Below are 19,548 nucleotides of genomic sequence, written 5' to 3'. Positions count from 1 at the left end.
CCACCTTCGGCGGCTGGCTCCCGTAAGGGTTACCCCACCGACTTCGGGTGTTACAAACTCTCGTGGTGTGACGGGCGGTGTGTACAAGACCCGGGAACGTATTCACCGCGGCATGCTGATCCGCGATTACTAGCGATTCCGGCTTCATGCAGGCGAGTTGCAGCCTGCAATCCGAACTGAGAGTGGTTTTTTGGGATTCGCTCCACCTCGCGGTTTCGCTGCCCTTTGTACCACCCATTGTAGCACGTGTGTAGCCCAGGTCATAAGGGGCATGATGATTTGACGTCATCCCCACCTTCCTCCGACTTTTAGCCGGCAGTCACCTTAGAGTGCCCAACTGAATGCTGGCAACTAAGGTCAAGGGTTGCGCTCGTTGCGGGACTTAACCCAACATCTCACGACACGAGCTGACGACAACCATGCACCACCTGTCACCCTGTCCCCGAAAGGGGAACGCCCTATCTCTAGGGTTGTCAGGGGATGTCAAGACCTGGTAAGGTTCTTCGCGTTGCTTCGAATTAAACCACATGCTCCACCGCTTGTGCGGGTCCCCGTCAATTCCTTTGAGTTTCAGCCTTGCGGCCGTACTCCCCAGGCGGAGTGCTTAATGCGTTTGCTGCAGCACTAAAGGGTGGATACCCTCTAACACTTAGCACTCATCGTTTACGGCGTGGACTACCAGGGTATCTAATCCTGTTCGCTCCCCACGCTTTCGCGCCTCAGCGTCAGTTACAGGCCAGAGAGCCGCCTTCGCCACTGGTGTTCCTCCACATCTCTACGCATTTCACCGCTACACGTGGAATTCCGCTCCCCTCTCCTGCACTCAAGTTCCCCAGTTTCCAATGGCCGCTCGCGGTTGAGCCGCGAGATTTCACATCAGACTTAAGGAACCGCCTGCGCGCGCTTTACGCCCAATAATTCCGGACAACGCTTGCCACCTACGTATTACCGCGGCTGCTGGCACGTAGTTAGCCGTGGCTTCCTCGTCAGGTACCGTCAAGGTACCGCCCTGTTCGAACGGTACTTGTTCTTCCCTGACAACAGAGCTTTACGATCCGAAGACCTTCTTCGCTCACGCGGCGTTGCTCCGTCAGACTTTCGTCCATTGCGGAAGATTCCCTACTGCTGCCTCCCGTAGGAGTCTGGGCCGTGTCTCAGTCCCAGTGTGGCCGGTCACCCTCTCAGGTCGGCTACGCATCGTCGCCTTGGTGAGCCGTTACCTCACCAACTAGCTAATGCGCCGCGGGCCCATCCTGCAGTGACAGCTAAAAGCCGCCTTTCAACCGAAAACCATGCGGTTTTCGGTGTTATCCGGTATTAGCTCCGGTTTCCCGAAGTTATCCCAGTCTGCAGGGCAGGTTGCCCACGTGTTACTCACCCGTCCGCCGCTAACCTAAAGGAGCAAGCTCCCTTCGGTCCGCTCGACTTGCATGTATTAGGCACGCCGCCAGCGTTCGTCCTGAGCCAGGATCAAACTCTCCAAAAAAGTTTGTCACCAAATGCTCTTGTCAGAATCAACAGGCACGCTTTTCGTTTTGTTCAGTTTTCAAGGATCATATAACTACTTCGACGAAATAACATTATAACAAAACAATTGTGTCCAGTCAATGTTTTTTATTTTTTCACAATGACTTTCATAATATATCATGGCGTCAAAACGTTTGTCAATACATTTTTTAAAACACTTAACAAACAGCGACGATTAATAATATATCAACTTTAAACTATTTCGTCAACACCTTTTTAAAATTATTTTTAATTCTCCATCCTTATTCATAATTAAAAGTTCAATTCATACAATTTTACAAGATAAGGACAAGGAGGAGCATCAATGAACCGTTTTTACATCATCCATATTAAAAAAATCAAACAATTACTTTTTTTAATCATAATCGCTTTTTTTACTGCTGTCTTTATGTACTTTCAAACAATACCAAATATCCCAGTTTTCACTACAAAGAACGGGCCGAAAGCTATTTATAAAGGAGACGGAAGCGGTAAGAAAGTTGCCTTGACATTTGATATTAGCTGGGGAGATGAAAAAGCAATTCCAATTTTAAATACTTTGAAAAAATATGGACTAACCAATGCAACATTTTTTGTATCCGCCTCATGGGCCGAACGCCATCCTGAAGTAGTCAAAAGAATTATCGATGACGGTCATCAGCTCGGCAGCAAAGGATATGCTTATAAAAACTATACTGAGTTGGACACTAACGAAATTAAGCGTGATTTATCTTTAGCCCAGCATACATTTCAAAAGCTTGGTATCAAGGATATAAAATTGCTGCGGCCCCCAACCTGCCAATTCGATCAAAACGTTTTAAATATTGCTGAACAATATGGATTAACTGTCGTCCATTACAGTGTAAATTCAAATGACTGGCAAAACCCGGGAGTCAACAAGATTATCCAAAATGTTACGAAACACTTAAAACCAGGTGATATTATCCTGCTTCACGCATCAGATTCAGTTAAACAAACTAACCAAGCGTTGCCGGCGATTATTCAACATTTGAAACAAAACGGCCTTAAAAATGTAACCGTACAAGAATTAATTGAAAACAGCAATGCAAGAACGAAAGAACTATCATTCAAATGAAAAGAACTTTGGAAGTAAATTCAAACCAATCGTTTTCAATATTTTGGAAATCAATAAGCATTTTAAAGAGCTATAAGGAAAACTCCTTCAGCTCTTTTTTGCTTTTGGCGAGTCATTTGTCATTTTCGGCAAAATCAACAATTGGTAAGCATTGCAAATTAAAATTGGAAACAGCATTAAATACAGCCAATCTCTATCATTGACACGAAGGGCCGGCATCCACTCAATCACTGAAACAACAACCATAAAAAACAATGCAGGGACAAACGCATCTTTATTCGTCTGTTTTTGCTTAAAATAAGCAATTACAGCAGAAAACAACAAAATGACAACAGCTACTAAAATATACGGGACAATGGAATCTCCAGTTTGCGCAAAAAATTGATATCGAAAATAAACTAAATCAAACAACACAAAAATGATTAACAAGATTTGAACAGAGTTCCATAACGAAACTGAGCGAAAAATGCCTAGGCCAAACCTGTGCACAGTCAAATAAGCGAAAAAGCCCATTTGGCTGATGATGCTGAAAATAAAACCTACTCCGATCAGCCAAAACAATACTGCAACAATTTCAACAATATTAAAAGACAAAAACAATTTTTCATACTCGCTCCATCTTAAGATAAAACCAACAATACTTGTCGCAACTCCACCTACAATGAGAGTAGAAAGGAAAAATCGTACCCAATTTCGGCTTTTCACTGCCAACCCCTCCATATTTCGTAAAATATCATATGATTTTATCAATCCAACTTGTATATTACCATATGGCAAAACTTTTTTCGCATAAAAAACAGTTGGTTTCTCAACATAATGGTAGAAGTTATTATTGAAAGGAGCTAAATGAAATATGAGAGGTAGAAATTGTTCGCTCCTCATCATGATGCTTATATGGATGATCGTTGCAGGATGTGCGGATCGGCAGCAAAGTGAACCAATGAATTATGATGAAACAAAAAAAATGGTTGTAGACATATTAAAATCTGACGAAGGAAAAAAAGCCGTTCAAGAAATTATGAAAGATGAAGAAGTTCAACGAAACCTCATTTTAGATCAAAAAACCGTCAATAATACGATTGAAAAAGCGTTAACATCAGAAAAAGGGAAGGAATTTTGGAAAAATACATTTGAAGATACAAAATTTGCGGAAGGATTTGCGAAAACATTGCAAACAGAACATGAAAAAGTGATCAAACGTTTAATGAAAGATCCGGAATATCAAGGAATGCTTATGGATGTGCTGAAAAATCCTCAAATGGAAGAAGAACTATTGAAGGTTTTAAAAAGCAAAGAATACCGCCAATATTTACAGCAGCAAATTACAGATGTTCTATCAAGTCCGCTCTTTCAACCGAAAATCGAGGAGGCGCTATTGAAGGCTGCTCAGCAAGCTCAAAGTAAACAACAAGGCGGGGGCAGCTCCGGAAACGAAGGCGGGGGCAGCTCCGGAAACGAAGGCGGGGGCGGAGGCCAATAGACCTCCTCTCCCTTCCTTTACTTTTCTGTTATCTCAATCACTTTTCTTGCTATATCTAAATAAGTTTTCCCTATTGGATGGTTTTCATTATAAACAGACGGAGCAAAGTCCTCTTCATCCCAGTCCGGCTGCTCAAGCGGAATTTGCCCTAATAGAGGGACCTGCAAATCCTCTGCAAGCTTCTGACCTCCGCCTTTCCCAAATACATACTCTTTTTGGCCTGTTAATTTACTTTCAAAATAGGACATATTTTCAATAACTCCTAAAATTTCGTGCTCCGTTTTAATGGCCATTGCACCAGCCCTTGCAGCAACAAATGCAGCTGTTGGATGAGGCGTAGTTACAATGATTTCTTTACTAGTTGGAAGCAATGTATGCACATCTAATGCAACATCACCTGTACCAGGAGGCAAATCAAGGAGTAAGTAGTCCAACGATCCCCATTCAACTTCTTGGAAAAAGTTATTCAGCATTTTTCCGAGCATCGGACCTCTCCAAACAACAGGCGCATTATCTTCAACAAAAAAAGCCATTGATATGACTTGCACACCAAACCGCTCAACTGGAATAATTTTATCCCCGCGAACGATCGGCCGGTTCATGATCCCCATCATATCAGGAACGCTAAAGCCGTAAATATCTGCATCAATAAGACCAACTTTTTTTCCTAGACGAGCAAGGGACACAGCCAAGTTGACAGATACGGTTGATTTGCCGACACCGCCTTTTCCGCTTGCTATTGCAATAAAGGTTGTTTTTTCATTCGATAAAATGGAAGAGCTTGTACTATCAGAATAATACTTTTGGACAATTTCCTTTGGAAGCTCCGAAAAACGCAGCCCAACAGTCTCGGCACCCGCTTGTTTAAGCTTTGCAACAATTTGCTGCTGGAGTGTTAACTGCTCGCTTGTTCCCGTTTTGGCAATTGCTATTTTTAAACTAATATGTTTTTTTTCGGGCTTAATTTTTATTTCTTCAATCGCATTCAATTCTTTTAAAGATTTATGTAAAAATGGATCTTCCAACTGTTCGACAATGGACCTTACATCTTCTTCCCGCATCGTATCCACAACCACCTTTTTTCCATAAGACTTTTAATAGTATATAGTATAACACATTTCCAACAGTCCATTGAAAATAGATGCCTGAGAAGAATCCATTTATTCCGGTATTTGCTGTTCATTGGAAAAATAACGCAAAACCCCGTTGTAAATGGCGGCTGCCACTTTTTTCTGATATTCTTCAGAAGCAAGAAGCTCTTCCTCAGAAGGATTGGATAAAAACCCCACCTCCACAAGCGCACCCGGTTTTTTTGCATGCTTTAGTAAATAGACACCGCTTATTGGCTTTGCTTTTCGATCTGTATTTCTTAAATTTTTCCTTAATTCATCTTGGATAAATTTCGCAATAGCTTCATTCTCCTGATATTTTCCGTCATAAAATGTTTGCGCTCCCCTCCATTTTGGAGATGGAATAGCATTTAAATGGATGCTTAAAAACAAATCGGCGTCTGATTCATCAATTAGGCGAACGCGCTTTCGAATATCTTCTGATTTTCTCCGGCTATATCCGTGTGTATCGTCCGAAGCCAAATCTTCATCTTTTTCTCTTGTCAATAACACTAACGCTCCCTGCTCTTGTAAATAATCTCGAGCAATATTGGCAATTTTTAAAGTTATATCTTTTTCCAGCAGTTTTTTTCCTACTGCTCCTCCATCGGGACCTCCGTGACCGGGGTCTAAGTAAATGATTTTTCCTGATAACGGAAGATTCCATGATTTCCATGAATTGAAAAGGGAGAATTGATATTGAATGATAAATACGAGAATTAGAAACCCAGCAATAAACAGTGCCCATTTCAGCTTTTTTTTCACTCCGCATCCCTCCTGCTCGTCCCTTCAATTCAATATATGGAAAAGCATAAGGATTTATGATTACTGCAATTTTAATTTATATCTCTTTTTTCCAGCCGATTCCCACCAGAAAATTGGCGCATTCAAAATTTAACTAATCTGCTCAAACTCGTCATTCTCCCCAACAGATAATATAGCTGTAGAAGCCGTCAACTTTCTGCCATACAGCTGTTTGTGCTTTAATGATAAATCGCCTTATCACTGTTCGGTCCTAGATATGAAGTTTAAATTGGGGGCAATTAGGGATAATGGAATGCTTCACTTGAAAATAAAATTGTATGTCTGATTCAGTTTTTTTACAGCGCTTTTTTTCAAAAAGAAACATTTTAAGAGTATAAAAAAAAGCTCCCGCAAATATGGGAGCTAAGATGAATGTTGCGTTTCAGTTATAACGAGACCGATCAGGCTGGCACGGTCAATTTTATTATTTATATTTGACGGTAACTTTCGTGCTTTTTCCTACATTTCCAGCCTTATCTTTTGCATACACTAGGAGAACTGTTCCGGCTTTTTGTTTTTTGATTGAAACGGAAAAATTTCCGTTTTTATTCGCTTTGCCCGAACCGATTACTTTCTTTCCTGCTTTGACATACACCGTTGAATACGCCTCTGCTTTTCCTGTCACCGAGGAAGATTTTCTTGTCACTTTGTTCACTTTAGGAGCACCCGGCGGTATTTTATCGAGTACCGTCACTTTTCGCGCCGGACTCACATTCCCCGCTTTATCCGTCGCTGTTACGTAAAGAATTGTTCCGGCTTTTTGAGCCGTTTTTAACGAAATTGCGAATTTCCCATTTTTATCTGTCGTGCCGGTGCTCAATACTTTGCTGCCGGCCTTTATTGTTATTTTTGATCCTGCCTCCGCTGTCCCTCTGACCGTTTTATCTTTATTGCTGACCGAATTTACACTCGGAGTACGCGGCGGTGTTTTATCAATTACCGTCACTTTTCGCGCCGGACTCACATTCCCCGCTTTATCCGTCGCTGTTACGTAAAGAACTGTTCCAGCTTTTTGAGCTGTTTTTAACGAAATCGTGAATTTCCCATTTTTATCTGTCGTGCCGGTGCTCAATACTTTGCTGCCGGCCTTTATTGTTATTTTTGATCCTGCCTCCGCTGTCCCTCTGACCGTTTTATCTTTATCGCTGACCAGGTTTACGCTTGGAATGCTAGGAGGCGTTTTATCCAATACCGTCACTTTTCGAGCCGGACTCACATTCCCCGCTTTATCCGTCGCTGTTACAGACAAAATCGTACCAGCTTTTTGCGGTGCCCGTAATGGGACAGAAAACTTGCCGTCTGATCTAGACGTTCCTTTTCCTAATTCTATTGTTCCTGATTTTACCGTTATCGTTGCACCCGCCTCCGACGTTCCTGTCACTGCTTTATCTGAATCTTTCACTTCATTGACAGCAGGTGCTGTCGGCGGCGTTTTATCAACCACCGTTATTTGAACCGACTCGCTTTTATTTCCCGCCTGATCCCTGGCATATACGCTTAATACAGTCCCAGCTTTTTGTTTACTGATGGAAATGCGAAAAGATCCATTATTGTCAGCTGCTGCAGAGTTCAATATCTTTGAACCAAGCTGGACATAAACAGTAGTTCCTGGATCAGACAGCCCATTTATAAATGTATCCCGATCACTTACCGGGTTTACTATCGGTTTGCTTGGAGGAGTGGAAGGCTTATTTTCCTCTACATCAAAAAAAGTATAAGTGATGTCATCTCCTTTAGATGCAGGAACAGTTTCATTACCAACAGCCCGTTTTACTATGGCTCCGCCGCCCCGCAAGCTGGCGGATTCTCCCGAAAATATTTTTGGAATTAATGAATCAAAGCCCTCTTCACCATTAAAACCATATATTCCCGTATCTTTCTTCAGTAAAAGGGCGGCGCGGAAGTTCGTCATCAATTTTCCAAATGTAAGGGTAGGGTCGATATATTTTTTCGCTACATTCTCTACTGCTTTATAATCATTATGAGTATCTGTTAAAATCTCTTTGAAAATCTTGTTTCCTTGATTCGCTTGAATTCTGACATATTGTCCAAAAAGATAGGACAAGGAATAGTTAGACAAAGTGTCGCCATTATCATCCCAATACAATAATGAATGACCATTTGTAATGGAGGTAGAAATATTGTAGTAATTAATGGTATTCATTAAAGGTTTTCCAGTATACATGTGTTCAGCTGCCATTGACAAAGCTTCATCTAGCCATGTATCCATTTGGGAGCCATTTTCTATAAATACATTTTGGTTAAAATTCACCATATGTTGAAATTCATGTGCCAATGTTTCGTATGCAGCACTTACATCCTTTTCCGTCCCTGTTCCCATTAAAGGATACGTATCAATATAAAAAATCTCTGATTTGTTGGAGTATGGAATATCATGCAAATCTCCTCCATAAAAGTAACCAGCAATATACCCCCCTAATCCTGCAAAACCATCTTGTATATCATAACAAAGAATGTGAATTTTCCCGTTTCCGTCCACATCGGATTCGCTGGCAAAATTTTGTGTGATGAGCGGATAAATTTTTTGATCAAATTCTTGCCCTAATTTTTGCGCATCAGCTTCTGTAATTTGATTATCATAAACCCATACGTTCGTTTTTGTACCTGAATACAGCAGCTTGGTGCTAATTTGTTTATCTTCATTGGTCGTAAAATCATGCACCCAAAATGTCTTAGTATCGCCAACTTTATTGAGAAACTTTTTGGAGAGAGATTTTTGTTGAAGTTTCTTGTCTTCATGTTTCTCCGTATCAAACGGTCTAATTACATCCAGTTTATAAGCATTCAATCCTATTTTTTTGTTTATCGTATATTGATCATTATTAATCTTGAACGCTCCAGTGTCTTGAGTATTATTCACGTCTACGGACTCGTTGCTGATTAATACGTATTTATTTCCCTCGGGTGCTGTTTCTGAATAAAAAGGATTCCGCACCTTAAATGTTGTTACATCGGAATAATATTCACTTTCTTTGTCAGGAAAAACACCTATTCTTAAATAAATATAAGGTTGATCGCTATAAATGGACTTTAAAAGCTGTGCAATGAGGTAGGCCTCATATACTCCATATGTATCGTACTCGACATATCCAAGGAATTTCAATGTTCCTCCAATATCTTTATAAAATTCTATTCCAATATAACTGTCTTTTTCTATATTTTTATCTGAATTATACAGAATTTCAATGTCCATCGAGTCGTTCATATCGTAAATACGTTCAAATGTAATTTCATGATAGACATTTTTCGAGTCCAACAGCCAGCCAACAATTTCTCCCTCCTGAATTAATGGATAATCCGCCGGATTTGTAGATTGTGTTTTTTCCTCTTTGTGTTGTTTCTTTGGTCCTGAACTTTGCTGGAATGTCGAAATTATTTCCTTTCTGCTATCACTTCTTTCCTGTGCAAAACCGCTAGCTGGCACCAATAATAAAAAAATAAGAACAAGGCATAACGACTTTTTCAACCAACCCATTTCTCCACCTCTTTATTTATAAAAAATTGATAGAAATATTATAATGGATGATTTTGTATAAGGCACTAAAATTTTTTGAACAGTCACAAAAGTTTTAAGCCTATTCGCCTAAATGAAAAGTGCTAATAAAATCTTTGTGGTAAAGAGAAAAGAAACGTGTCAAAGCTCAGCAAAAAAAGCCAAATAAAAAATAAAAGCCGATTTCCTCACCTGCGTTACACAATTGGAGGTTTGCTCGGCAAATGATAAAAGCTTTTTCTATCTTCGAAAATCTGGAATCGTTGAAAAGACATTCATATCGAGATGAACATTTTGAAAACCGCAATTTTTTGTTTTTTAAAAGTTTTCATAACATAGCCACAGTGCATGGATGTCGCCCAAATTGTCCTTACGAGTAATATTTCACATAGGAAATAAAAAACCATTTTGCTTCATTCTTCCTTGCAAAAAATAAGCAGCACTGCCAATAAATCCTGAACTTTTCCTTTTTGAAATAAAAAAGCCAATCAAAAGGCGAATTCAGCAATGGCCCCCGTCAAATCATTTTTTCACAAGCCGTTTTTAGGCATAAAAAAAGCCCGTTCCAACGAAGTTGAAATGAGCCATGCATGAACTGCTTTTAAAGCTTTAGTTTGTATCTCTTTTTTCCAGCTAAAAACCCTTCTTCCCACCAATAATGAATAAAGTGCTGGCATGTCAAATAGATGGATTCCATAACAAAATCATCATTTGATTCCCTTGCCAAATAAAGAATATTGTCAAATAAATTATTAATAAGCTCTTGTTCTTCCTGTATACAACGTGTATTGGCCTGCTCCATCGATTCCCCGTAATATCCAAACCGGCTGTAGGCTGCTCCCAGCAAAAAAGATTCAATGGCCGAGTGGACACACTCTTCTTCCATTGCAGTTTTATGGAAGCGTTTTTGAAAAAAAGGATTAAACCATTCATCAATCATATTTTTCAATTTGCGAATTGGGAGATCTTTTAACATTTTTCGCTCAGTGAGAAGCTTTTTTTCCTGCCGTCTTTCATTAAAGTCTGTAATTACATTCATCCAAAATCTCCTCCTTGTTTTTATTTTTTTCAGTTCACGCTGTTCCATTCAACCACTCCTTTCCAATTGCAAATAAAAAACCACAACGATTTGTTGTGGTTTAAGGTTCGAATCATTAACGTTTTGAAAATTGCGGTGCACGGCGTGCTCCTTTAAGACCGTATTTCTTACGCTCTTTTACGCGAGCATCTCGAGTTAATAAGCCTGCACGCTTTAACGTTCCGCGATATTCTGGATCAGCTTGTAAAAGTGCACGAGCAATTCCGTGGCGAATAGCGCCTGCTTGACCAGTGAAACCGCCGCCTCTAACATTTACTAGTACATCATAATTGCCAACTGTCTCTGTTAAAACAAGCGGTTGTTTAATATCTTCAATCAAAGCTTTTGTTGGAATGTAATCTTCAATGTTCCGTTTATTAATTACGATACGGCCTTCACCAGGAACTAACCGAACACGGGCAACAGAGCTTTTGCGACGACCGGTACCGTAGTATTGAACCTGTGCCAAAATGATAACCTCCTTATTAAATTATCCGCGAAGTTCATAAACTTCTGGTTTCTGTGCTTGATGAGGATGTTCGCTTCCTCTGTAAACATGCAATTTTTTAAACATTTGGCGTCCAAGGGAACCTTTTGGAAGCATTCCGCGAATAGCAAGTTCCAGCATTTTTTCAGGATAGTTGTTTCGCATTTCTAATGCAGTTCTTGATTTTAAACCACCAGGATGCTGGCTGTGGCGATAATAAATTTTGTCTGTTAATTTTTTTCCAGTTAATTCGATTTTTTCAGCATTAATAATAATTACGTGGTCACCTGTATCTACATGCGGTGTAAACGTTGGTTTGTGTTTTCCGCGTAAGATAGATGCAACTTCGCTTGCTAGACGTCCTAAAGTTTTGCCAGCTGCATCAACAACATACCATTTGCGCTCAACTTCATGCGGCTTTGCCATAAACGTTGTACGCATTGTTTTCCCTCCTTAATCGTTCATGTCGAAAAGTCTATTTCAAAAACACGATTATTTTCCGGGGCTAATCGTGGGGCTTGAAATACATACCATATGTTATCTTATCTTTTTAAGATATGAATGTCAAGAAAATGTTACACCTGGATTAGTTGTCATAATAAACTTTCCAAAGATATAGACCGCATCCAGAAACTGTTTTCCCGGCTCTTGATCTATCTTTGTCTGCGATAATTTGTTTTATTTCTTCCGGCTTGCGCTTCCCTTCTCCTACTTCAATCAATGTTCCGACTAAAATGCGAACCATATTGTAAAGGAAGCCGCTTCCGACAAAACGGAACGTAATTTCATCTCCTTCTTCCCATATATCCGCTTCATAAATAGTTCTCACTTTATTTTCCGTTTCTGTTTTAGAAGAGCAAAAGCTTGTAAAATCATGTGTTCCAATAATGAAACGGGAGGCAGCTCGAATCGTTTCAATATTTAACGGATTTGGAAAATGGTATGCATAATGACGCCGGAACACATCTCGTTGAAAACTGCGATACAAACGGTAGCGGTATTCTTTCTTCTTTGCAGAAAATCTAGCATGAAAATCTTGATCGGCAAGCTCTGCATTTTGAATGGAAATATCTTGAGGAAGCAGCGTATTCAAAGCAATCGGCCATTTTTCCATCGGAATTTTGAGGCTTGTATCAAAATGAAATACTTGGCCAACAGCATGCACGCCGACGTCTGTTCTGCCGGAAGCAGTAATTTTTATCCGCTCCCCTTTGTGGATTTTCATTAATGCTTCCTCAATCTCTCCTTGTACTGTCCGGAGGCCGGGCTGGCGCTGATAACCGCTAAATCCTGATCCATCATACGAAACTGTGCATTTAATCCTCATTTTTAAAACTCCTAGGCACGCAATAGTAATAAAATAATTGATAACAGCAGGATAGAGACCATCATAATGGAATCAATCGCTCCCCATTTCAGCTGCCTGATTTTCGTACGTCCTTCACTTCCGCGATACCCCCTGGCTTCCATAGCGGTAGCAAGCTCTTCCGCCCGCTTAAAAGCGCTGATGAAAAGTGGTACAAGCAAAGGAACGATTGCTTTTATTCGCTCTTTTACAGGCCCTGATGTAAAATCTACCCCTCTTGCCATTTGCGCCTTTAAAATTTTTTCTGTTTCCTCCAGCAGAGTCGGTATAAAGCGAAGAGAAATAGACATCATTAATGCTAGTTCATGGACAGGAAGTTTAAATTTTTTAAAAGGCTTTAACAGACTTTCCATTCCATCCGTTATTTCGATAGGCGTTGTTGTTAAGGTCAATGTCGTTGTCATAAAAATTAAGAAAATGAACCGAAGAGAGATAAAAAACCCTTGCCGCAAGCCTTCTTCATAAATGGAAAAAAAGCCGAAGCGGAACAGCATGTCCCCTTCTTTTGTTACTAAAATGTGCAGCAAAAATGTAAACCCAACGATCCATATAACAGGTTTTAAACCGTTCCATAAGAAAGAGAACGGAAGCTTCGTCAGCAAAATAATGATGAACGTAAATAATCCTAATAAAAAGTAAGTGATTCCGTTATTGGCAAAAAAGACGATAAAAACATATAAAAAAATCGTTAGCAGTTTTGCACGGGGATCCATTCGATGAATGACTGTGCTGCCAGGAACATATTTTCCGATGATGATATTATCGATCATATACGACACCTTCTTTTAAAAGGGCTTCAATGAAATCGGCCGTTTCCTCTAAAGTCAATGGCTTGTCTTCAACCGTTAAAGAAAATTTTTCTTCAAGCTTCATGACAAATTTAATTGATTCCGGCAAATCGAGCCCAAGCTGCTCCAGTTCCCCAGTCAACCGGAATATTTCCTTTGGCGACCCTTTCATCTTTAATTCCCCTTGGTGCAAAACGGCAATTTCATCAGCGTACTTTGCTGCGTCTTCCATGCTATGCGTTACTAATATTGTTGTTAATTTTTTTTCTTTATGGAGACGATAAAAAAGCTCCATGATCTCATTTCGGCCTTTTGGATCCAATCCTGCAGTCGGTTCATCTAAAACGAGCACCTCCGGCTCCATCGCTAAAACACCTGCAATCGCCACTCTTCGCATTTGCCCCCCGCTTAGCTCAAACGGGGATTGATGAAGGATTTCTTCTCCTAGACCGACAAGCGGCAGCACTTCTTTTACCTTTTTTTTCGCTTCTTCAAACGATGCGCCAAAATTCATTGGACCGAATGCTATATCTTTTTCGACGGTTTCTTCAAATAATTGATGCTCTGGGAATTGAAAGACAATTCCGACCTTTTTTCGAATAGATTTCAAGTTTTTCTGTTTTTCTCCTGCCTTAATCAGCCGGTCTCCAAGTTGAATAGAGCCTTTCGTTGGCAAAAGCAGGCCGTTTAAATGCTGCAAAATCGTTGATTTTCCCGACCCGGTATGCCCAATCACGGCCAAATATGTTCCTTCATGGATATCCATATTGATATCACACAAAGCGAGCCGTTCAAAAGGAGTGTTCATTTGGTAACGATGTTCTAATTGTCGGATTTTAATGTCCATAATTCGTCCACCAGGCTTTCTACATTAAGGTGTCGCGTCGCTAAAGGCACTCCTTTTTCAAGAAGCCGTTTGCTCAGCTTGTAAGAAAACGGAAGATCTAAACCGATGCTTACCAGCTCCTCTTCCAAGCGAAACACTTCTTTCGGAGTTCCCTCCACAAATTTTTTGCCTCCATTCATTACAATCATCCGATCTGCTTTGGCCGCCTCTTCCAAATCATGGGTGATGGAAATGACCGTCACAAGCCCTTTTTCTTTCAATGACCAAATGGTTTCAATTACTTCCCGGCGTCCAATTGGATCAAGCATTGAAGTCGCTTCATCTAAAACAATAATGCTTGGTTGAACAGCCAAAACGCCTGCAATCGCGACCCGCTGCTTTTGTCCGCCAGAAAGATGATGAGGTTCCCGTTCTAAAAATTCATTCATTTTTACAATTTTCGTCGCCCATTCGATTCGTTTTACCATCTCTTCTCTCGGTATACCTATGTTTTCCATACCAAAAGCGACATCGTCCCGTACAGTGGCGCCGACAAATTGATTATCTGGATTTTGAAACACCATTCCAATCCGTTTTCGAATATCCCAAATGGTTTTTTCTGATAATGTGATTCCTGATACAGTAACGGTTCCTTCGTCAGGCAGCAGCAGACCGTTTAGCATCCGGGCCAATGTTGATTTCCCTGATCCATTGTGTCCGACGATGGCCAGCCATTCCCCTTCATACACATCAAAGGAAACATCCGTTAGTGCAGGCTTTTCACTTTCTTTATTATAGCGGTATGTTACATGTTGAACTTGAATGATCGACCGTTCCACAGATGCTCTCCTCCCGCCTCAAGTACAGATGAAGTAAACGCGAATATCATGTCTATAAATATGAGATGCAGAGGCTGCCAAAAGAAAATCAATCCGCTTTGTAAAGTACTTGAAGATAAATAAAAAAGGGCATAGATGCAGTCATTACAACTGTCCCGCCCTTGAAGTTCATTTATATCTAAATTACACGAATTCAATGATAACCATTGGTGCTCCGTCACCACGGCGAGGACCCATTTTCAAAATTCGTGTGTAGCCGCCTTGACGATCTTGGTAACGTGGTGCCACTTCATCAAATAATTTTTGCAATGCATAGAAAGGTTTTTCTTTTTCCTTTCCGTCTTGGCCTGAAACTGTCACAGTTTTCGCAACCTCATTGCGAATAAACTGTGCTGCTTGGCGACGAGCATGCAAATCACCACGTTTACCTAAAGTAACCAGCTTCTCTACAACAGCACGAAGCTCCTTTGCACGGGCTTCAGTCGTTTCAATTCGTTCGTTAATAATTAAGTCCGTTGCTAAGTCACGGAGCATTGCTTTACGCTGCGCACTAGTACGTCCTAATTTTCTATAAGACATGTGATGTTCCCTCCTTTGTTGGAAGTTGATCTATATAGACTTTGAAAAATCAGTTAATCGTCTTTTCGTAAACTCAAACCAAGGTCTTCTAATTTTTGTTTTACTTCTTCTAGCGATTTGCGTCCTAAATTACGCACTTTCATCATGTCCTCTTCTGTTTTGTTCGCAAGTTCTTGAACTGTGTTAATACCTGCACGTTTCAAACAGTTATAAGAACGAACAGAGAGGTCAAGTTCCTCAATCGTCATTTCAAGCACTTTTTCTTTTTGGTCCTCTTCTTTTTCAACCATGATTTCAACATTTTGCGCTTCATCTGTTAAGCTAACGAAAATGTTTAAGTGCTCCATCAAAATTTTAGAGCCAAGTGCGATAGCTTCCTTTGGACCGATGCTTCCATCTGTCCAAACATCAATTGTCAGCTTATCATAATCTGTCACTTGACCAACCCGTGTATTTTCCACTTGATAAGAAACTCTAGAAACGGGTGTGTAAATCGAATCGATTGGGATGACACCTATTGGTTGATCTTCCCGTTTATTTTCCTCAGCCGGGCTGTATCCTCTCCCGCGCTTCGCCGTCATTCTCAGCCGCAAATGAGCATCTTTCGCAAGAGTTGCAATATGAAGATCAGGATTTAATATTTCAACATCGCTATCGTGAGTTATATCTGCTGCCGTAATGGGCCCTTCACCTTGTACGTCAATTTCTAGCGTCTTCTCTTCTTCTGAATAAATTTTCAGAGCAAGCTTTTTTAAATTTAAAATAATCGTTGTAACATCTTCGACGACACCATCAATTGTAGAAAATTCATGGAGGACGCCGTCAATTTGAACAGATGTTACAGCGGCACCAGGGAGTGAGGATAATAGGATACGACGTAAGGAGTTACCCAAAGTTGTACCATATCCACGCTCAAGTGGCTCGACAACGAATTTCCCATATTTCGCGTCATCACTGATTTCAACCGTTTCGATTTTTGGTTTTTCAATTTCAATCATTCTAAATAAAACCCTCCTTCAAAACGTCGAAACCCCGGCTAGACAAAGAAGAGAAAACGCGTCTAACCGAAATTCCCCAATCATAAAGTCCCGAATGTGCACAAACAACATCTTAATAAATGCTAGAATCTATAACTGTATCATAACCCATTATTGACAGGGTTACAAAATATATACAGATAAATTACACACGACGACGTTTTGGCGGACGGCATCCATTATGTGGAACAGGTGTGACGTCTTTAATAGATGTCACTTCAAGACCTGCTGCTTGAAGAGCACGAATCGCAGCTTCGCGGCCTGCGCCAGGTCCTTTTACAGAAACCTCTAATGATTTCATTCCGTGCTCCATAGAAGCTTTAGCAGCTGCTTCAGCTGCCATCTGTGCAGCAAACGGAGTTGACTTACGAGAACCTTTAAATCCTAATGCACCGGCACTTGACCAAGCAATTGCATTGCCGTGCACATCAGTAATAGTGACAATCGTGTTGTTAAAGGTTGATCGAATATGTGCGATGCCTGTCTCAATATTCTTTTTTACGCGGCGTTTGCGAGTATTTGTTTTACGAGCCATTTACAGTTAACCTCCTTTACTTATTTTTTCTTGTTAGCAACCGTACGGCGCGGTCCTTTACGAGTACGTGCGTTATTTTTCGTATTTTGGCCTCGAACAGGCAAACCACGGCGATGTCGGATACCACGGTAGCAGCCAATTTCAATGAGACGCTTAATGTTTAGAGAAACTTCCCGTCGAAGATCTCCTTCCACTTTATAAGTGTCGACAATGTCACGGATTCTTCCTAATTCTTCTTCTGTTAAATCACGAACACGAGTATCTTCGGAAACTCCAGCTTCAGCTAATATTTTTTGAGCTGTTGAACGACCGATTCCGTAAATATAAGTTAAAGAAATGACAATGCGTTTATCGCGTGGAATATCTACACCAGCAATACGCGCCATAATATGAGCACCTCCTTCAAAAATTAACCTTGTTTTTGTTTATGTTTTGGATTTTCGCAAATAACCATAACTTTTCCTTTTCTGCGAATGACTTTACATTTTTCGCATATAGGTTTCACTGATGGTCTTACTTTCATGTTTATCCAACCTCCTTAATAATCCGGAGTGCAAATTATTTATATCGATACGTAATTCTTCCGCGGGTTAAATCATATGGTGATAATTCAACCGTTACTTTATCACCCGGCAAAATACGAATAAAATGCATTCTAATTTTTCCAGAAACATGAGCCAGCACGGTATGACCATTTTCCAACTCTACTTTAAACATCGCGTTAGGCAACGTCTCAACAACGGTACCCTCTACTTCAATGACATCGTCTTTCGCCATTCAATTGTCTCCCTTCCTCAAATCAGTAACTTGTTCATTGACAAATCGGCTTATTGCATATCGAAGTTTGCCATTTGTCACACGGCCAGTTTCCAATATACTGTTCTGAACTTCCGGAGATACGCAATCAAAAAATTCAAGATGATGGATGTTTTTTTTCTTTGGAGAATGAAACTTTCGCTTTTCTCCATCGGCAATCAATACGAATCGATCATCGAGAATTTTCACGACAATCGCATATTTGCCAGCTTCTCTCCCTTTCGTAATCAAGACAAACTGACCTATTTGCGGACTCGACTCAGGATCACTCACGCACATCACCTTCACTTAGGGTGTTGTTAAAATTTCATAACCTGTATCAGTAATGGCAATTGTATGTTCAAAATGAGCACACATTTTGCCATCTACAGTCACGACAGTCCAATTATCAGCTAACGTTCTGACATAACGGCTTCCCGCATTGACCATAGGCTCAATCGCTAAAACCATACCGGGCTTCAGCCTTGGCCCTTTGTTCGGTGGACCATAATGCGGAATTTGAGGATCCTCATGCAAGTCTTGCCCTACGCCATGACCTACGTATTCACGAACAATGGAAAAACCGTGAGATTCGACGTAAACTTGAATGGCATGAGAAATGTTCGAAAGTCTTCCCCCTGGTTTTGCTTCTTCTAATCCTTTATATAAAGATTCTTTTGTAACATCAAGCAATTTCTGTGTTTCTTCGGAAATTGTACCGACAGGATAAGTCCATGCAGAGTCCCCGTGATAGCCGTTGTATTTCGCACCAATGTCAATACTAATAATATCTCCATCACGCAATACACGGTCTCCAGGTATTCCGTGAACAAGCTCTTCATTCACGGAAGTGCAAATACTGCCGCGAAAACCATTATACCCTTTAAATGAGGGGATTGCATCATGTTCACGTATAAACTTTTCAGCAATACTGTCCAGTTCTTTTGTTGTAATACCAGGCTGAATATATTTCTGGAGTTCTTGGTGAGTTAAAGCAACAATCCGTCCAGCCTCGCGCATAATTTCAATTTCGCGCTTTGTTTTGCAAATAATCATTCACCCAAGCCTCCAAGCAAGTTGCAAATATCTTCAAATACTTTGTTAATCTCTTGCTGACCGTCAATATTTTTCAAATAGCCTTTAGATTTATAGAAATCAAGCAGCGGTTTCGTCTGCTTCAAATTCACTTCCAAACGGTTTCCAACGGTTTCAGCGTTATCATCAGCTCGTTGATATAAATTTCCTCCGCACTTATCACAAATTCCTTCTTCTTTTGGCGGATTGAATACAAGATGGTACGTTGCACCGCAATTTTTGCAAATTCTTCGTCCTGTTAGCCGTTCCATTAAAATTTCTTGGTCAACATGAATGTTGATAACATAATCAATTTCTTTATTAAGCTCTTTTAAAATTTGCTCCAAAGCCTCCGCTTGAGCAACGGTGCGCGGAAAACCATCCAATAAAAAGCCTTTATCAGTATCATTCTTGCCTAATCTTTCCCGAACAATACCAATCGTAACTTCATCCGGCACTAATTCGCCTTTATCCATATAAGACTTCGCTTGTAACCCTAACTCGGTTCCATCTTTTATAGCTGCTCTGAACATATCTCCTGTTGAGATATGCGGGATGTTGTATTTTTCAACAATTTTTTCAGCCTGTGTTCCTTTTCCTGCCCCAGGCAGCCCCATTAATACTAAATTCATGGA

The 19,548-nt window shown here is 40.5% G+C and carries 21 protein-coding genes, 1 rRNA gene and 1 pseudogene (1 of these 23 cut by a window edge); 2 read left to right on the top strand and 21 right to left on the bottom strand.

Annotation, left to right across the window (positions count from 1 at the left end):
* Positions 1–1,486: ribosomal RNA gene (locus NSQ84_RS00970) — 16S ribosomal RNA — on the bottom strand (it extends 68 nt beyond the left edge of the window).
* A 345-nt stretch (positions 1,487–1,831) separates the two neighbouring features.
* Between NSQ84_RS00970 and pdaB the strand changes: the two genes are divergently transcribed.
* Positions 1,832–2,602 (top strand): polysaccharide deacetylase family sporulation protein PdaB, encoded by a 771-nt coding sequence (gene pdaB / locus NSQ84_RS00965; protein WP_063387199.1) that lies wholly within the window; start codon positions 1,832–1,834, stop codon positions 2,600–2,602.
* Between the two features lie 87 nt (positions 2,603–2,689).
* Here the strand turns inward: pdaB and NSQ84_RS00960 are convergent, their stop codons facing one another.
* Positions 2,690–3,307: a KinB-signaling pathway activation protein gene (locus tag NSQ84_RS00960; protein ID WP_063387198.1), complete on the bottom strand. Its 618-nt coding sequence runs from the start codon at positions 3,305–3,307 to the stop codon at positions 2,690–2,692.
* Between the two features lie 148 nt (positions 3,308–3,455).
* On the opposite strand from NSQ84_RS00960, the gene gerD reads away from it, so the two are divergent.
* Positions 3,456–4,082: a spore germination lipoprotein GerD gene (gerD, locus tag NSQ84_RS00955; protein ID WP_339212163.1), complete on the top strand. Its 627-nt coding sequence runs from the start codon at positions 3,456–3,458 to the stop codon at positions 4,080–4,082.
* A 17-nt stretch (positions 4,083–4,099) separates the two neighbouring features.
* On the opposite strand, the gene NSQ84_RS00950 is transcribed toward gerD, so the two are convergent.
* The 19 genes and pseudogenes from NSQ84_RS00950 to NSQ84_RS00860 form a co-directional block, all read right to left on the bottom strand.
* Positions 4,100–5,143, bottom strand: coding sequence for an Mrp/NBP35 family ATP-binding protein (locus NSQ84_RS00950; RefSeq protein WP_339212162.1), 1,044 nt, complete (start codon positions 5,141–5,143; stop codon positions 4,100–4,102).
* Positions 5,144–5,242: 99 nt separating this feature from the next.
* Positions 5,243–5,956 (bottom strand): N-acetylmuramoyl-L-alanine amidase CwlD, encoded by a 714-nt coding sequence (gene cwlD, locus NSQ84_RS00945; protein ID WP_063387195.1) that lies wholly within the window; start codon positions 5,954–5,956, stop codon positions 5,243–5,245.
* Positions 5,957–6,419: 463 nt separating this feature from the next.
* Positions 6,420–9,491: an Ig-like domain-containing protein gene (locus NSQ84_RS00940; protein ID WP_311066743.1), complete on the bottom strand. Its 3,072-nt coding sequence runs from the start codon at positions 9,489–9,491 to the stop codon at positions 6,420–6,422.
* 619 nt (positions 9,492–10,110) lie between these two features.
* Positions 10,111–10,548 (bottom strand): DUF2521 family protein, encoded by a 438-nt coding sequence (locus NSQ84_RS00935; RefSeq protein WP_063387192.1) that lies wholly within the window; start codon positions 10,546–10,548, stop codon positions 10,111–10,113.
* A gap of 115 nt (positions 10,549–10,663) precedes the next feature.
* Positions 10,664–11,056: a 30S ribosomal protein S9 gene (rpsI, locus tag NSQ84_RS00930; protein WP_063387191.1), complete on the bottom strand. Its 393-nt coding sequence runs from the start codon at positions 11,054–11,056 to the stop codon at positions 10,664–10,666.
* A 21-nt stretch (positions 11,057–11,077) separates the two neighbouring features.
* Positions 11,078–11,515 carry a 50S ribosomal protein L13 gene (gene rplM, locus NSQ84_RS00925; RefSeq protein ID WP_063387190.1) on the bottom strand — a complete coding sequence of 146 codons (438 nt, stop codon included), beginning with the start codon at positions 11,513–11,515 and terminating at the stop codon, positions 11,078–11,080.
* A gap of 145 nt (positions 11,516–11,660) precedes the next feature.
* Positions 11,661–12,401, bottom strand: coding sequence for a tRNA pseudouridine(38-40) synthase TruA (gene truA, locus NSQ84_RS00920; protein ID WP_339212161.1), 741 nt, complete (start codon positions 12,399–12,401; stop codon positions 11,661–11,663).
* A gap of 11 nt (positions 12,402–12,412) precedes the next feature.
* Positions 12,413–13,210: an energy-coupling factor transporter transmembrane protein EcfT gene (locus tag NSQ84_RS00915; protein WP_339212160.1), complete on the bottom strand. Its 798-nt coding sequence runs from the start codon at positions 13,208–13,210 to the stop codon at positions 12,413–12,415.
* Complete coding sequence (locus NSQ84_RS00910; RefSeq protein ID WP_117017135.1) at positions 13,200–14,075, bottom strand: energy-coupling factor ABC transporter ATP-binding protein; 876 nt, start codon at positions 14,073–14,075, stop codon at positions 13,200–13,202. Before NSQ84_RS00910 ends, NSQ84_RS00915 begins: the two co-directional genes overlap by 11 nt.
* Positions 14,051–14,893, bottom strand: a complete 843-nt coding sequence (locus tag NSQ84_RS00905) for an energy-coupling factor ABC transporter ATP-binding protein (protein WP_094244885.1) — start codon at positions 14,891–14,893, stop codon at positions 14,051–14,053. The genes NSQ84_RS00910 and NSQ84_RS00905 overlap by 25 nt, the downstream gene beginning before the upstream one ends.
* A 183-nt stretch (positions 14,894–15,076) precedes the next feature.
* Positions 15,077–15,472 (bottom strand): 50S ribosomal protein L17, encoded by a 396-nt coding sequence (gene rplQ / locus NSQ84_RS00900; protein WP_063387185.1) that lies wholly within the window; start codon positions 15,470–15,472, stop codon positions 15,077–15,079.
* A gap of 53 nt (positions 15,473–15,525) precedes the next feature.
* Positions 15,526–16,470 (bottom strand): DNA-directed RNA polymerase subunit alpha, encoded by a 945-nt coding sequence (locus NSQ84_RS00895; protein WP_063387184.1) that lies wholly within the window; start codon positions 16,468–16,470, stop codon positions 15,526–15,528.
* Positions 16,471–16,654: 184 nt separating this feature from the next.
* On the bottom strand, positions 16,655–17,044 hold the full coding sequence (gene rpsK / locus NSQ84_RS00890) for a 30S ribosomal protein S11 (RefSeq protein ID WP_063387183.1): 390 nt from the start codon (positions 17,042–17,044) through the stop codon (positions 16,655–16,657).
* A gap of 20 nt (positions 17,045–17,064) precedes the next feature.
* A complete protein-coding gene (rpsM, locus tag NSQ84_RS00885) occupies positions 17,065–17,430 on the bottom strand; it encodes a 30S ribosomal protein S13 (RefSeq protein WP_063387182.1) in 366 nt (121 codons plus the stop codon).
* A gap of 23 nt (positions 17,431–17,453) precedes the next feature.
* Positions 17,454–17,567 (bottom strand): 50S ribosomal protein L36, encoded by a 114-nt coding sequence (gene rpmJ, locus NSQ84_RS00880; RefSeq protein ID WP_003156543.1) that lies wholly within the window; start codon positions 17,565–17,567, stop codon positions 17,454–17,456.
* A 35-nt stretch (positions 17,568–17,602) separates the two neighbouring features.
* Positions 17,603–17,821: a translation initiation factor IF-1 gene (gene infA / locus NSQ84_RS00875; protein WP_003178377.1), complete on the bottom strand. Its 219-nt coding sequence runs from the start codon at positions 17,819–17,821 to the stop codon at positions 17,603–17,605.
* Positions 17,799–18,133, bottom strand: a pseudogene (locus NSQ84_RS00870) (KOW domain-containing RNA-binding protein). The gene infA and the pseudogene NSQ84_RS00870 overlap by 23 nt, the downstream one beginning before the upstream one ends.
* 15 nt (positions 18,134–18,148) lie before the next feature.
* Positions 18,149–18,895, bottom strand: coding sequence for a type I methionyl aminopeptidase (gene map, locus NSQ84_RS00865; RefSeq protein ID WP_117017136.1), 747 nt, complete (start codon positions 18,893–18,895; stop codon positions 18,149–18,151).
* A complete protein-coding gene (locus NSQ84_RS00860; RefSeq protein WP_063387179.1) occupies positions 18,892–19,545 on the bottom strand; it encodes an adenylate kinase in 654 nt (217 codons plus the stop codon). The genes map and NSQ84_RS00860 overlap by 4 nt, the downstream gene beginning before the upstream one ends.
* Positions 19,546–19,548: the final 3 nt, after the last annotated feature.

Origin of the sequence: Aeribacillus sp. FSL K6-3256, assembly GCF_037965805.1 — a bacterium.
GTDB classification, from domain to species: domain Bacteria; phylum Bacillota; class Bacilli; order Bacillales; family Aeribacillaceae; genus Aeribacillus; species Aeribacillus composti.
The sequence above is the reverse complement of the archived record's forward strand: the minus strand, read 5'-3'. Positions and strand labels throughout refer to the sequence as shown.